Raw genomic sequence first — 14,603 nt, 5'->3', positions numbered from 1 at the left:
CTCCAGAACCGCTAGTTTTTAGCTTTGATTATTTTTGAGTTGCTAACCATTTGGCAACAGCTTCAGCATCTGCACCTTTAATAAGTCCAGCTGGCATTGCCCCACGACCATTGTTAATTACATCTAAAATTTCCTCTTCCGATAAGCGAGAACCTACATTGTTTAGTGCAGGTGTATTACCCATACCTTGTAGCTCACCACCGTGACAAGAAACACATGATTTCATTGCGATAGCTTTACCGTCTGGTTCAGCAGCCGTATCGTTATTACCCGTAGCATTATTTTTATCTCCGCCGCCACCACATGCAGCTAAGAAAATTGCTGAACCGAACACTAATGTTAACATTGCTTTTTTCATTAGTACCCCTCCTAAGTAAATGAATATCTTACCATTGCTATTATACCAAATTTATGCACGCTTGAAACCTTCACCTAACACCTCGTAAGCATCAGAAACGATGACAAACGCAGACGGATCAACGCTTTTAATGAGTTGTTTCAGCTTTGTGAACTCTGTTTGATAGACAACAACCATTAAAACTGGTCGTGCTTCTCCTGTATAACCGCCAATGGCAGGCAATTTTGTCACGCCACGATCAATTTCAGCATATATGGCATCACGCACTTCATCTTGTTTCAACGTAATAATATACACCATTTTCGATTGGCTAAATCCAAGCTGAATGATATCAATCGTTTTCGTTGTGACATAAAGGCCGATTAAGGCATAGAGTCCTTTTTCTAAGTCAAAAACAATTGCTGCACTAATCGCGATAATTCCATCAATTAATAGTACACTTGTACCAAGCGATAAACCGGTATACTTTGTAATAATTTGAGCTAGTAAATCAGTGCCACCAGTAGAAGCATTCCCCTTAAAGACTAGTCCTATTCCTAATCCAACAACAATTCCACCAAAAAGCGCACCGAGTAAAGGATTATCCGTCCACGGTTCCCAACTATTAGTTAATAAGACGATAAACGGTAACGTTATTGTGCCAACAAAAGACTTTACGCCAAACTTTTTACCAAGTATTAGAACTCCAGCTAAAAACAACGGGATATTAAATGCATATTGTACTAGTCCAGGATTCCAGCCAAATAAGCCATGTAAAATGGTACTTATACCGCTAACGCCTCCTGAAGCTACTTGATTTGGTAGTAAAAATACATTAAAACCAATTGCCACAATAGCGGCACCAACAATTACATACACATATTCCACTATACTTGCCTTTACATCTTGTGTTTGATTCATTTCCTCACGCCCACTTCAACTATCAGAATTTTTCTAAAGACGACATGATTATAGCAAATAGTTTTCATGTTGAGAACTTCATCTTGATGAAGAGAAACTCGACTTAACAAACAAAAAAAGCTACCTTGTGAACATCGGTAGCTTAGTTTCTGTAATTTTTCCCTAATTATAATGATGTTTCTGCCCATTCTAAAGCTTCATTATATAAAAGATCAATACTTGTCATTTCGATATTTATTTGCGTTGCTAATTCTTCTAGGCGTTCCCAATCTAATTTACCTAGAGCAATACTAAATTCTAAATAGGGGGTCATTTCAGTTTGTCCACCTAAAATTGTTTCCGTAATTGCCTCTGAAAAAGGTAATTGCTGTAAAATTGCACTCATCGGTCTTTGTAATATCGTATCAATTAATGAAAACATCCCAACTAAAAAGTACTCTGAAAAGTTTTGCTTATATGATAGCTTTGCTAATTTTTCACAAACTTTTGCTCTGAACAATGATGTACGCATTAATTCTTGGAAAAGATCTGAATCTGTTTTACCATCGAACTCACGCAAAGCTAATAAATAGATCCACTTACGAAGATTGGCTAAACCAAGTAGTAGTATAGCTTGTTTAATTGAACGTACTTTAGATTTTGATCGTCTATTAGAATTATTAATCATTTGTAATAATTTATACGTCAACGATATATCCCGTTCTATATTTTCCGCTAACAGATGAACATTCGGCTCCTCTTCTTTTAAAAGAGAAATTATATGAAAATATTGAATAGCATTTGCAGGTATATCCATTGCTCTAATGATTTGAGGCTGCTCAAAGAAATAACCTTGGAATAACTCATAACCTGAATGCTTAGCTACTTTAAATTGCTTTTGTGTTTCTACTTTTTCAGCAAGCAATTTAATATGGGGGAAATTTTCTTTTACCATATTTTCAATTTCCATTCGTTCAAGCAAAGAGGAAAATAAAAAATCCACTTTTATATAATCAATATGTGGGAAAAGTTTTTCATAAACTTGTACATCTTCGTTTAAAATAAAATCATCTAAAGCTATTTTAAATCCATGCGCCTTCAGTTCAATGACACGCTCAACTAATTTTGGTGTTAGTGGTACATCCTCTAAAATCTCAATTACTATTTGAGAAGGATTTAAAAATTCAACGATTGAACTCATAATCAGGTTTTCCGTAAAATTAACAAAACAAGGCTTACCTTTCGTCACCTCGTCGATACCAATTGATAAAAATGAGTTCACTAACACATCTACTGTTGCAGCATCCGAATCGACATCAGGAAATGAATTTACATTTTTATTTCGATACAACAATTCATATGCAACGACCTGTTCGTGAAGATTAAAGATTGGCTGTCTTCCGATAAATACTTCCATTTCGTTGCCTCCAATTCACCATTTTCTAGTAATTATTATAGCACCTTTCATTACCTTACGCTTATTTTTTCAGCAACATATTAATTGATTGTTATTCTTCAACTAACATATACCTATACAATTGGTTTTTTATTACTTATGTACTAATGGCGTTTTAAATAATACATTTTTGATAATCCTTTCGGAATATTTCTTTTGCAAGAAGCACATTAGTTAAATAAAAAAGACTATAGATAAACTTGAAATTTTCAAGTTGTCTATAGTCTCCATACTTCAGAGAATCATCTCTTAAGTATCGATTTATTTCCCAAATTTAGATTTAAAAGCGCCGATAACTGCTGGTACGACTGAGATAAATATAATTAAAATAAGTACGACCGAGAAGTTATCTTTAATAATAGGGATATTACCAAAGAAATAACCAAGTAATGTACAGCTGAATACCCATAAAACTGCACCTACAATATTGTACAGTAAAAAGTAGCTATAGTGCATCTTACTTGCCCCTGCAACAAATGGGATAAACGTACGAATAAAAGGCATGAATCGAGCAATCACAATTGTTTTCCCACCATGTGTGTTAAAAAACTTTTCCGCTGCCTCCATACGTTCCTTTTTAACAATTCGGCCTAAAAAGCTCTTAGGTGGAATTGAAGTGCCAACTTTGTGACCTATATGATAATTCATTGTATCTCCTAAAATTGCTGCAGCCAAAAATACAGGAATTAGAACCCATAAATCAAAGGCACCCATTGCGGCTGTTAATGTACCACTAGCAAACAGCAATGAATCACCAGGTAAAAATGGAAAAATAACAACACCTGTTTCGACAAACACAATTGCAAATAAAATGAGATAGCTCCAATTACCAAAATCACGAATAATTTCTTCTAAATGCACATCAATATGCATTATAAAACTAAATAACTCTTGAATGAGTCCTATCATTGTTTTTGTATGCTCTCTTTCAATTTAATTTTTCCTAAAAGCTTGGACGTTGTTACTCACAAAAGGGTTCCAAATCAATACAACAGAGTATACAAGTTACTACTCCCCTACTATATGACAAGCCCTTTTAAAGTATGTAGAAGTTTTACACATGACTGATTTTATCACTACAGCTCTATGCACTCAACTTATTTAAGTACCATTTAAGTGTCAGGCACCCAAACAATTCTGAATTCTCCCCGTGGAGCGCCAGTCACTCAAACAATTGTCAAACAAATTATAAAATAAAAGCCCACCACTTAACTTTCTGTGGTGGACATTATTTCTATTATAAATATCTTATACTTTTGTCGCCTTTAATGAGCGGCGCAAAATTTTACCTGTCGTATTTTTCGGTAGCTCGTCCAAGATTTCAATAACCTTTGGCACTTTGTATTTCACCATATGTTTTGCACAGTATGCTAATATATCATCTGCTGTAGATGCCGACTCTTCTTTGAGCACGATATAAGCGTGTACCGCTTCACCGAAGTTAAGATCTGGATAGCCCACTACTGCCGCCTCTACGATATTGTCATGTGCAAATAACACTTCCTCGACTTCTCTCGGGTATACGTTATAGCCTCCAACAATAATCATATCCTTTTTGCGATCGACGATATAAAAATAGCCTTCATCATCTACTTTTGCAAGATCCCCCGTAAATAACCAACCATCACGGATGGCCATGGCCGTTTCTTCAGGCATTTTATAGTAGCCTTTCATCACGTTTGGCCCACGAACAACTAACTCGCCAACCTCACCAACAGGGACTTCTCTTCCGTTGATATCTACGACTCTATTTTCAACGTTGTTAATAGATGTCCCGATGGAGCCTGCTTTTCGTTCTCTGTCTAATGGATTGAAGCATGTTACAGGTGAAGCTTCTGATAAACCATACCCCTCTGAGACACGCACATTAAATTTCTGTTCGAAATTATGTAATAGTGCAACAGGTAAAGATGCGCCTCCTGAAATGGCTAATCGAATTGTCGAAAAATCTTCTGGCTTGCCCTCAGGTAATAAATATAAAAAGTTATACATTGTTGGTACACCAGCAAAGACCGTTGCCTGCTGCTCCTTCGCCAATGCGAATATTTCACTTGGACTAAAGCGTGGTGCAAGCAATACAGTTGCACCACTAATTAATGGTGCATTGACAACTACTGTTAACGCAAACACGTGGAAAACTGGTAATGTTGCAATAATGCGGTCATCCGCTCTATATCCTAAATAAGTAGAGACGTCACGCGCATTTGAATAGACATTTCCGTGGGACAGCATGGCACCCTTTGGATTCCCTGTTGTGCCCGATGTATATAATATAATTGCCGTATCATCTTCAGCAACGTTCACTGGTTCTAGTGAGCCAGATGCGCGCGCGATGACTTGTGAAAATAAATGTGTTCTCGCCTTCGCCGCTTCCGATAAAGCAGCTACTTTTTCAGCCACATCTGGTGTTGTTTCACACACTACAAATGTCACAACTTCTGGAAAGGCTTGTACACCTACTTCTACTAATGGAAGCAGTGCATCGAGCGCAATCACCGCCTTGACATCGCCATTCCGTAAAATATATGAAATCTCATCTGGCGTATAAATTGGATTTACAGGTATTGCTGTAGCTCCTAAACGCATTGTTGCATATAAAGCAATTAAATAATGTGGCGTATTGCCGAGTAAAAACGCCACATGGTCCCCTTTTTGTACCCCTAAATCTTGTAACCCCTGTGCAAAGCGACCAATTGTCTGTTCAAATTCCCCATACGTCGTATCTTTCCCCATAAAATGATACGCAATTTTTTCTGGTTGCTCTGCTGCTTGTTGACGAACACATGAAACTAAATTCAATTACACCATCCCCTTATCGTATAAAATGAATCGTTATTCAGTAATATTATATAAGAAATATATCTAAAAGACAATGAGTCTTTTTACTTCATGTCATTATTACCGTCAAAAAATTCATTTTTTTCTCTTTTGTACAGATTTTCAAGAACGGATATGTGAGATATAGCGCCAACGGATTAAGTAAAAGTAAATGACTTGAATAAGGACGAAAAAACCAAATGCAAAGAATACTTCTTTAACAATTGAAATATTAGCAATATCCTTTAAAATGCCTTGCACCATAAAAAAGGCAAAGGCACTGTGCATCATAGCAACACTCCAAGGTAAGAAAAATTGTGGGAACAAATGACGATTGACTAGCTTTTTCAACTCTATATCTGTTAAACCCATACGTTTTAGGACATCAAATTTCCGCTTCTCTCGCTCAAGTGAAGTATGCAGTTTAAAGTAAATGAAACTACCAGCCGCCAGCAAAAATACAGTCGCCACTAAAACACCAACTAATGTAAATAATGAGTAGGTAGCTAGTATATAAGAATAATTTAATCCTGCATTTTCAAAATAAAATGGGCTATGCTTGCCCTTCTTAATATTGTTAAAATATTCGGTTGAAGCCATTTCAATTATGTCCTTACCAATTTCCTTTGTTTCCATCCACTGTGGAATATCAAAAGTAAATAGATGGTAGCTTGGCTGCACAGCACCGTTACTCGTAATTGGCTTCACAAGCTTCACAAAGTCTTCATCGCTAATGACAATTGAATTTACACTTACTATTGATCCTGGGAATACTATTTTAGGGTAAACACTATCTATCGTAATAGGTATTTCGTTTTCTTCTAAAACTGTTTTGACTTCTTTATTTTTAAGCTTTTTTAACGACTCTTCCGAATATGGTATGAACACCGCTTCTCCAGATTCTAAATTAATCAATGGATAGTTAAAGGAGGATAATAAAACATTCATATCTGATTCTCGGAATACCTCAACCTCATTATGTGTATACGAGGAAGTTTGTTTTACAACTACAAAGCGGGATAAATGGTAGGATAAGCCCTTTTCCTCTAATTGGATACGGAGGGAATTGATGTGCGTAGCTTCATATGGGTTATCGATATCTCCTTTATAAATAAGCCCTAAAGGATTTAATCGATCGTATTGTGTCGTGTAGGAGGACATCGTAGCCAATACTCCGACAGATAAAAATGCTAACGTCGATACCATCGTTACGACGAAAAACATTTTTACATTATCCCTCATAATATGTGTTTGTTCCGCTAAAGAGAGAAGGCGATAGCGCTGCCAATTAAATTTACGTTTACCACGTGCAATTTGTAAAATGAATGGTACTGAATCACTAAAAAAATAGTAAGTTCCGAAAGTTGCAAAAAACGGTATTAATAACGTAAGCCCAATCATTGTTGTATGAGAAACGATAAATGCCAGCACATAGGTTGCTAAAATAAGAGTAATGCCATATGTTGCACGAACTTTTGAAAAGCTAGTTTCGCTATTTATATAATCATTTCCCTTAATAAGAGCACGTAGTTTTCTCTCACGTGTAAAATACACGCTAATGATAGAAATAACGACAAAGGCACTCGTAAAAACACCAATAGTAAGTAAAAAAGGTTGCCAAGAAACATAAAGCGGTAAATCCTCTAAATGCAATATTTCTCGAACAATCATGAAGAAAAACTTTGAAAATGAAAAGCCAAAAATAATGCCCACAATAATAGAGCCTGCACCGATAATCATTGTTTCTAAAAAGACAAGCTTGTTCATTTGTCGCTTTTCCATTCCAAGGTGCAATAAAATCGCAAACTCATGTGAGCGCGCCTCTAAAAAAGCACTCATGGAATAATATAAAAAGAACAAGGTGAAGAGAACAAGTACGATTTCTGCGCCAATCATGCCGACTAACGATACTTCTCCTAAAATGCCACGTTCAATATCTGGATGAAACATTAACATTGAATAGATAAAAAATACGGCTACTGAAAAAAAGCTTGCCATAAAAAAGGCTCCGTATATACGGCTATTCCGTACGACATTACGGTAAGCGAATTGTCGAAAGGTCACCTACTTGCCCTCCCCCTAGTAAGCTCAATACATTTAAAATACGTTGGAAAAACATTTGACGTCGGTCATCTCGATAAATTTCATTGAAAAATTCCCCGTCCTTAATAAATAGCACACGATCACAATAACTTGCTGCAATCGGATCATGGGTCACCATCACGATTGTCGTCTGTTTTTCCTTATTAATTTTTGTTAATAGTTCAAGTACATCGCGAGAAGAATTCGAATCCAAATTCCCCGTCGGTTCATCTGCCAAAATAAGACTTGGGTTATGAATTAATGCTCGCCCTATCGCTGTTCTTTGCGCTTGTCCACCTGAAATTTCATTTGGACGCTTGTGCAAGAAAGAAGCTAAATCAAGCTTCTCTATAATACCTGCAAGACGCGCTTCCATTACTTCTAATGGCTGCTGATCAAGCGTTAATGGCAACACGATATTTTCCTCGACAGTAAGCATATGCAATAAATTAAAGTCCTGAAAAACAAAGCCAAGCTGTCTTCTTCTAAAATAAGCTAGTTCAGTAGCATTTAGCTTATGAGGATTCATGCCGTCTAAAATAATTTCGCCACTTGTTGGTTCGTCAATTGTAGAAATTATATTTAGTAACGTAGTTTTACCACTTCCCGATGGTCCCATTACAGCTAAAAACTCACCTTCCTCAACCTCAAAGCTTAATTGATTGAGTGCACGATGTGTAACCTTTCCCTCATATACTTTTGTCACATCATTTATTTGTAAAATAGGCATGCCTCATCCACCTTATTTCTCGATTAATTCCATAGATTCTGGTAATAGCCATTTAAATACCACCTCAAAGCCAATTTGAAACTGTGGCTCTAAAATAGCTGAAGGTATGTTCGCTTCTTCTTGAACTAGACTAAAGCAATGCTCCCCGACGATCATATCCCAACCATCTAATTCACCTTCAATGATTTCGCCACAAACTGAATAGTGCCCACTATACATGACTTGCTCACCTTCTACTGGCAAAGCATTAAGTAGGCATGGTTTATGTAAGTTTAGCCCAAGCGCATTGCAAAAATGCATTACCTCATCCTGAAGTAATAGGCTAGCCTGACGAAAATTTTCACAAAACAAACAGTCACAAACGTCTAATTGTAAGTCATACAAATTTTTCGTCTTTTCTAATTCAATATTTAATACCCAATCATCCAAACGTACTTCTCCCATTTTTTGCTCCCCCTAGTTTGTAAATGTCACGGTGACAATTGTACCTTTACCTACTTCAGATGTAATGTCTAATTGATGCCCTAGTTTTTCACAGATTTCCTTTGCTAAATATAAGCCCATACCTGTGGATTCCCCAGTTTTACGTCCATTCTCACCTGTAAAAAAGGCTTTAGTCACGCGTGAAAGGTCAGAAGCTGGAATACCAATACCTTCATCACAAATTGCTAACTGAATATAATCATCCTTTTTAATGGCAGACATCACAATTTTTTTATTTTCTTCAAACGTATATTTCACTGCATTTGTTACGAATTGCCCAATAATAAAGCGAAGCCATTTTGAATCACTTGCTACAATCATGTCATCATCAATATGGATTTCTGGGAAAACTCTATTCGTTATAAATAAACGTTTATTTTCATTAACAGTTGCAGTGACAATCGATTTTAACGGTATTTGTTCTACTTGCATATCCTCTTCAAAGTTTTCGAGTCGTGCATTGACAAGCACCATATCCAATCCTCTTCGTAAGCGATCGATTTCCTCTTGAACATTCTTTTTATCGAGAGGACGCTCATCCTGTAATAGCATCTCGATAACGGAAATAGGCGTTTTCATTTGGTGTACCCATTGATTCATAAATTGATCGTGTCGCTTTTGGCTAGCATACAACGAATGTAGCTCATGCTGATAAAGACGATACAATTCATGCATATACTTTTCCACTTGCATCGCTTCTGGTGTCTTAGCATTTTTTTGAAGCACGTCCTCCATAGACTTTGGAAGATGCAGTATTTTGCTCAAATAGCTTTGACGCATTAAATAACGAATAAGTAGAAAAGAGCATAGCAATACCAAACTAATACTTACAGAGTAAATGGCAGTATCAACGTTACGGAAGCCATCGAGCCAATACAACACCATAATAAAACCAACTAATATTAGCTGAAATATAAAAAATGTTGCATAATCCCGCAAAAATAGTTTCCAGCCCATTTACAGCTCACCTGCACTTAAAATAAAGCGATAACCTGCACCACGGACTGTCTCAATTGATGATGAAATATTATAATCCGCTAGCTTTTTACGTACACGCGTCATATTAACATTCAATGTATTTTCATCGACAAATGCCTGATCGTCCCAAAGTTCCTCTAACAGTTGCTCGCGCGCCACTACTTTTGGTGCATGGCCCATTAATAATTCTAAAATAATACATTCTTTTTTCTGTAATGGAATTTCTAAGTCATTTTTATGCAACTCCATACGTTCTAGATGCAATACAAGCTGCCCTTGCTTAATTGTCCGTTCTTCTTGCCTAGCTGCATATTCGCCATATGTCCGACGCAAGTGACTACGGATTTTAGCCAAAACAATTTCATAATTGAATGGCTTAGTAATAAAATCGTCACCCCCATTTTCAAGCGCAAAAATTTGATCCATTTCTCCAGATCGCGCTGAAATGAAAATGATTGGACATGTTGTATGTTGACGTAATTGACGACACCAGTAATAGCCGTCATACGCTGGTAAATTTATATCAAGCAATACCATATGTGGATTAAAAGTTGTAAACTCTTCGATTAAATGGTCAAATTCTTGAATTGTTTCCACTTCGTATTGATATTTTCTTAATGTTTCTGCAAGCAATGATGCAATCTTCACATCATCCTCGACAATAAATATTCGATGCTTCTCCATACCGACACTCCTTTCTATCGTATATTGTACCAAAAAAAGGCTACGCGCCATAATTGCGCGTGCCCTTTTCTACTGTGATTACAGAAGTAGCTTCGAATTTCCCTTACTAGGGTGTTTAGCATGTTTCGACTCAAAATGTTTCCAGTAGCATAACCAATCTATCGTCTTAGTATAGGCTAAAAATATCTTTGTTATCGAAAGGCATTTGCCAGCTATTTTTTTATCTACTGTTAATAAATTAATTGTAGAAACTCTTCTGTCGATACGCCACCAAAGTATGTTGGAATGTTGATATCTACGAGCGCATTTGCGATAGCAGCACGGTCATAGTTTGTCCCAACTAGACGTTGTTCTACATCAGCCATATCGCCCACACCAAAGAAATCACCAAAAATATGTGCTTCTTCAATCACACCATTTTTCACCTCTAGACGTATATCAATCCCACCTGAAGGGAAGCGATGTGTTTTTTGAATATTAAAGCGTGGAGATTTACCGTAATTCCACTCCCATGTTTGATAGCGTTCAGCGGATAATTTATGAATATTCGCCCAATCTTCGTCAGTTAGTTCATAATAGCGAATATTTTCTTCACCACCGAAAATGGACTTTAAAATTTCTAGGCGGAATTCTTCCACCGTCATTTTGTCCTTTAAAAATTCCGAAATATTGGCTACGCGTGAACGAATCGACTTAATGCCTTTTGATTCAATTTTATCTTTCTTTACTTTCAACGCAGATACAACCGCATCAATTTCTGTATCAAACATTAATGTCCCGTGACTAAACATACGGCCTTTAGTAGAAAACTGTGCGTTCCCAGATACTTTACGCCCTTCTGCCAAAATATCATTACGACCTGACAGCTCAGCGTTCACGCCCATTTTTGCAAGTGCATCTACAACTGGCTGAGTGAACTTTTTATAATTCATAAAGCTATCGCCATCGTCGTTTGTAATAAAACTAAAGTTTAGGTTTCCGAGATCATGATACACCGCACCTCCACCAGAGAGACGGCGCACAACGATAATACCATTGTCCTCAACATAATCTGTATTAATTTCTTCAATTGTATTTTGGTTCTTTCCAATAATGATGGATGGCTGATTTATGTAAAATAACAGCACTGGCTCCTTCTCAACGTCCATTGTTTTTAATAAATACTCCTCAATGGCAAGGTTAATGCGTGGATCATGGATCCCTTTATTATCAACGAAAATCATAATCGTTTCCTCCTTCACAAAATATCCATATATTATTTTAACGTAAATTAGGCATTTTGTGTTGACGAAACGCATCTGTTATAATACACTAGAAAATAATAAAACAGTAATAGTACAGATGAACTTAAAGGAGGAGTCCACAATGTTAGAAAACGTAGTTGAATTTTTCAAGAACTTACCTGCAAAACAATGCACAGAATGCGGTGAAAAGATCGAAGAACAAAGCGAATGCTACAGCAACACTTGTGAAAAATGTAACTGCCTATAAGCATTTGCCTATTCTGTAAGTCATTTCGTGCCCCACACGAACTAATAATGACACCCCTCATCATACATTTATGGTGAACCATTAATTAAATCTCTTACACTTACACAAAACAGCAGCTGATACGCTCATATCAGCTGCTGTTTTACTTTGTAAATTGTATGAGTGCCTGACACTCTTCCCACTGAGGACGGGTGTCAGGCACTCATACAATTTCATTTGCTAGTAAAAATCCACGTTGACTCCTGCGGGAACAGCACTAGTTGCAAGACGCAACCGCGCGTTAGCGAGGGTTGCGGCTTACACAATGCCCGCGGAAAGCGAAGTGGATTTTTACGTTTTAGGAGCCGATACTTTTGCTAGGCGACTAATTGTTTGCGTGTCAGGCACTAAAACAATTTGGCACTAAAAAACACCCACCAAGTAAATGGTGGGTGTACAAATTTGTTTAATCTTCTACTACTTTTGAGTAACGTCTTGTGTGTAATAGCATGAAATAACCAAATGTAATGGCTAAGAACACAATTAAGTATCCAAATAACACGCCGTAGTTTTGCCATAAATATGACATGTCGCCTGTTGAAATACTTGCTTTAAACGCTTGAACAGTATAAGTCATTGGCAATAATTTATTGAACACTTGTAATGGTTCTGGAATAAGCTCAAGTGGGAATGTACCCGCGCTTGTTGTAAGTTGTAAAATCAGTACAACAATCGCTATGAAGCGACCTGGATCACCGAAAATAGATACTAACATTTGAATTAAAGCTAAGAATACATAGCTTGTCACTAAAGCTGTTAGAACAAAGTAACCTAAATTTTGTACTTCAAGACCTAAGCCCCATTTTACAATTGCTACTGTTAATAAAGCTTGAACAAGACCGACAAATGCAAGCACTGTCACTTTACTTGTAAACCATGTTGCACCATTTTTCGGACGAATAGCTGGTTCAACAAGTGGGAATACAATCGAGATTAATAATGCCCCAACAAATAATCCAAGTGAAATAAAGTAAGGTGCAAAACCTGTACCATAGTTTGGAACATGGTTAACTGATTCTTTTTCTACTTCTACTGGATTACCTACCATATCATACGTGTCATCATTCGCATGTACTTCGTTTGCTTTTTCACTCGCTTCACCTAATTTGCCTGATAGTGTAGCAGTACCGTCCGCAAGTTCAGTCGAACCATCTGCAAGTGTTGCAGACCCTTCAGCTAACTCACCAGATTTAGAAGCTAGCGTTGATGTGCCCTCGTTCAATGTTGTCGTACCACTAGCTAAATCATTTAATCCTGAAGCTAATGTTTTTGAACCTGTAACAGCTGTGTTCACACCAGCATGTAATTCACCTAGTTTATCAGCTAGTGTCGCATTACCAGCTTGTAGACTTTGCGCACCTTTAACTAATTCATTGCTTTTTGCTGATAATGCATTTGCACCAGTTAAAACATCTTTTTGACCAGCTGCAATTTGTGATGCACCACCACTTACTTGGCTTGCACCAGCTTGTAACTGTTCAGCACCAGATGCTAAAGAATTTAATCCATTATGCACACTTGCACTTCCTGCTTGTAGCTCTGCTAACGTTTGTTTTAACGCTGCTGCTTGCTCCTCTGGCATAGATGCAATCGCACTTTTCAACTGTTCAGATAGTGCTGTAATACCTGCTTCTACTTGTGCAGAACCATTCGATAATTGATTTGCTGAACTGTTTATTTTACCAGCATTTTCAGCAACTGATGCCGCACCTGAAACGATTTGCTGTTGTTTTTCATTTAATGTTGTAAGGCCTGCTTCTACTTTAGCTACACCTTGTGTGTATTGAGATAAGCCTTGTTCAAGATTTGTTGCGCCTGCAGCTGCCTGCTGTGCACCTTGCTGTAATTGAACTGTACCATTTTCTAATTTAACTAAACCAGTTGACAGTTCGTTGGCACCTGTTGCTGCTTGCCCTGCACCTTTTGTAATTTTATCTGTACCATCAGAAAGTTCGATTGTGCTAGAAGCTAACTGCTCTAAATACCCTTTTAAATCTTTTGCTCCATTTGCTACTTTTTGTGCTCCTTCATCTAGCTTAACTGAACCGTCAGCAGCTTCTGTAAAGCCATCTCCAAGCGTTGCAATGGAATCAAATAATTTTTCTGCATATGTAGCAGAAACTTGTGAATTTACTTCTGCGCGTATGCGATCCATTGCTGTTTCACCAATTTGCGCACCTAGGAAGTTCAACCCTTCATTTGGGATATAGTTCATCACTAACTTAGAAGGTTTGTCATCAAGTAAAGTCGTCGCATGTTCTGAGAAATTTGCTGGTATTTCTAAGATCATGTAATAGTCTCTACTATTTAAACCTTTTTCTGCTTCTTCTTTTGACACTTCAATAAAGTCAAATTGCTTACTATCGACGAGTTTATCGACCAAGGTATCTCCTAAGTCTAACTTCACATCATCCATTTCTGCTCCATTATCTTCATTGACAACTGCTACTGGCAAATTAGACATGCCTGCGTATGGATCCCAAAACGCCCATAAAAACATGCCTGCATACATGACTGGGATAAATAGGACGGCAATTATTGAAACAAGCATTTTTCTTGTTTTTAGGATTTTCAGCCATTCAGCTTTAATCATATTTTTCTCTCAC

Annotated in this window: 13 protein-coding genes; 1 reads left to right on the top strand and 12 read right to left on the bottom strand. The window is 37.2% G+C overall.

Going from position 1 to position 14,603, the window contains the following annotated elements; all coding sequences use genetic code 11:
• Positions 1-28: 28 nt before the first annotated feature.
• The 11 genes from cccB to lplA form a co-directional block, all read right to left on the bottom strand.
• Positions 29-358 carry a cytochrome c551 gene (gene cccB / locus JNUCC52_RS17610; RefSeq protein ID WP_139859783.1) on the bottom strand — a complete coding sequence of 110 codons (330 nt, stop codon included), beginning with the start codon at positions 356-358 and terminating at the stop codon, positions 29-31.
• A 51-nt stretch (positions 359-409) separates the two neighbouring features.
• Complete coding sequence (locus JNUCC52_RS17605; protein WP_337980441.1) at positions 410-1,258, bottom strand: YitT family protein; 849 nt, start codon at positions 1,256-1,258, stop codon at positions 410-412.
• Between the two features lie 166 nt (positions 1,259-1,424).
• The gene (locus tag JNUCC52_RS17600) at positions 1,425-2,654 is read right to left on the bottom strand and encodes an EAL and HDOD domain-containing protein (RefSeq protein ID WP_337980440.1); all 1,230 of its coding nucleotides are present in this window, start codon (positions 2,652-2,654) and stop codon (positions 1,425-1,427) included.
• A 300-nt stretch (positions 2,655-2,954) separates the two neighbouring features.
• A complete protein-coding gene (locus JNUCC52_RS17595) occupies positions 2,955-3,599 on the bottom strand; it encodes a VTT domain-containing protein (protein ID WP_370635742.1) in 645 nt (214 codons plus the stop codon).
• A gap of 342 nt (positions 3,600-3,941) precedes the next feature.
• A complete protein-coding gene (locus tag JNUCC52_RS17590; protein WP_337980439.1) occupies positions 3,942-5,492 on the bottom strand; it encodes a fatty acid--CoA ligase family protein in 1,551 nt (516 codons plus the stop codon).
• Between the two features lie 141 nt (positions 5,493-5,633).
• Entirely contained in the window at positions 5,634-7,574 is a 1,941-nt protein-coding gene (locus JNUCC52_RS17585) for an FtsX-like permease family protein (RefSeq protein WP_337980438.1), read from the bottom strand.
• Positions 7,546-8,322, bottom strand: coding sequence for an ABC transporter ATP-binding protein (locus tag JNUCC52_RS17580; RefSeq protein ID WP_173479432.1), 777 nt, complete (start codon positions 8,320-8,322; stop codon positions 7,546-7,548). Before JNUCC52_RS17580 ends, JNUCC52_RS17585 begins: the two co-directional genes overlap by 29 nt.
• 12 nt (positions 8,323-8,334) lie before the next feature.
• Positions 8,335-8,766: a hypothetical protein gene (locus JNUCC52_RS17575; protein WP_337980437.1), complete on the bottom strand. Its 432-nt coding sequence runs from the start codon at positions 8,764-8,766 to the stop codon at positions 8,335-8,337.
• Positions 8,767-8,778: 12 nt separating this feature from the next.
• A complete protein-coding gene (locus JNUCC52_RS17570) occupies positions 8,779-9,762 on the bottom strand; it encodes a sensor histidine kinase (protein ID WP_173479430.1) in 984 nt (327 codons plus the stop codon).
• The gene (locus tag JNUCC52_RS17565; RefSeq protein ID WP_173479429.1) at positions 9,763-10,467 is read right to left on the bottom strand and encodes a response regulator transcription factor; all 705 of its coding nucleotides are present in this window, start codon (positions 10,465-10,467) and stop codon (positions 9,763-9,765) included.
• 230 nt (positions 10,468-10,697) lie between these two features.
• Entirely contained in the window at positions 10,698-11,690 is a 993-nt protein-coding gene (gene lplA / locus JNUCC52_RS17560; protein WP_173479428.1) for a lipoate--protein ligase, read from the bottom strand.
• Between the two features lie 142 nt (positions 11,691-11,832).
• Here lplA and yhfH point away from each other — a divergent pair, with 142 nt between their 5' ends.
• Complete coding sequence (yhfH, locus tag JNUCC52_RS17555) at positions 11,833-11,958, top strand: protein YhfH (RefSeq protein WP_069514604.1); 126 nt, start codon at positions 11,833-11,835, stop codon at positions 11,956-11,958.
• Between the two features lie 445 nt (positions 11,959-12,403).
• Here the strand turns inward: yhfH and JNUCC52_RS17550 are convergent, their stop codons facing one another.
• On the bottom strand, positions 12,404-14,590 hold the full coding sequence (locus JNUCC52_RS17550; protein ID WP_337980436.1) for a YhgE/Pip domain-containing protein: 2,187 nt from the start codon (positions 14,588-14,590) through the stop codon (positions 12,404-12,406).
• Between the last annotated feature and the right edge of the window lie 13 nt (positions 14,591-14,603).

It is taken from the genome of Lysinibacillus sp. JNUCC-52 (assembly GCF_015999545.1).
Taxonomy (GTDB): Bacteria; Bacillota; Bacilli; order Bacillales_A; family Planococcaceae; genus Lysinibacillus.
This window is presented reverse-complemented; position numbering and strand designations above follow the sequence as displayed.

Coding starts and splice junctions, on each gene's coding strand:
- cccB (WP_139859783.1), bottom strand. CDS start 358: ATGAAAAAAGCAATGTTAACATTAGTGTTCGGTTCAGCAATTTTCTTA.
- JNUCC52_RS17605 (WP_337980441.1), bottom strand. CDS start 1,258: ATGAATCAAACACAAGATGTAAAGGCAAGTATAGTGGAATATGTGTAT.
- JNUCC52_RS17600 (WP_337980440.1), bottom strand. CDS start 2,654: ATGGAAGTATTTATCGGAAGACAGCCAATCTTTAATCTTCACGAACAG.
- JNUCC52_RS17580 (WP_173479432.1), bottom strand. CDS start 8,322: ATGCCTATTTTACAAATAAATGATGTGACAAAAGTATATGAGGGAAAG.
- JNUCC52_RS17575 (WP_337980437.1), bottom strand. CDS start 8,766: ATGGGAGAAGTACGTTTGGATGATTGGGTATTAAATATTGAATTAGAA.
- JNUCC52_RS17570 (WP_173479430.1), bottom strand. CDS start 9,762: ATGGGCTGGAAACTATTTTTGCGGGATTATGCAACATTTTTTATATTT.
- JNUCC52_RS17565 (WP_173479429.1), bottom strand. CDS start 10,467: ATGGAGAAGCATCGAATATTTATTGTCGAGGATGATGTGAAGATTGCA.
- lplA (WP_173479428.1), bottom strand. CDS start 11,690: ATGATTTTCGTTGATAATAAAGGGATCCATGATCCACGCATTAACCTT.
- yhfH (WP_069514604.1), top strand. CDS start 11,833: ATGTTAGAAAACGTAGTTGAATTTTTCAAGAACTTACCTGCAAAACAA.
- JNUCC52_RS17550 (WP_337980436.1), bottom strand. CDS start 14,590: ATGATTAAAGCTGAATGGCTGAAAATCCTAAAAACAAGAAAAATGCTT.